The organism is Bartonella queenslandensis AUST/NH15 (genome assembly GCF_000312585.1).
Lineage (GTDB): Bacteria > Pseudomonadota > Alphaproteobacteria > Rhizobiales > Rhizobiaceae > Bartonella > Bartonella queenslandensis_A.
Window position 1 is genome coordinate 1 of sequence record NZ_HE998427.1, and the last position, 290, is coordinate 290.

Below are 290 nucleotides of genomic sequence, written 5' to 3' on the forward strand. Positions count from 1 at the left end.
CGTGATTTCCCATAGACATGAGCATCATTAAACACCAGCCCACTAACATATGCATTTTCATAAACACGGGCGTTATCGTGAATAAGAGCCCCCTCTGTAATCACGGCGTTATCACTCACAACGGCATTGCCATAAACGTAGCCACCAATTTTTGCATTGCCATTAATGACAGCATTGTCATAAACATGCGCTTTATCACTCAAAACCCATGCCTTATCACTAATCACGGCATTACCATAAACCCTAGCATAATTCACGACACAGGCATTATTGCGTATTTTTGCATTTTC

General features: G+C 41.4%; 1 pseudogene. It reads right to left on the reverse strand.

The window, feature by feature from the left end:
• Positions 1–290: pseudogene (locus BN338_RS12530) on the reverse strand (hypothetical protein); the annotation flags it as partial.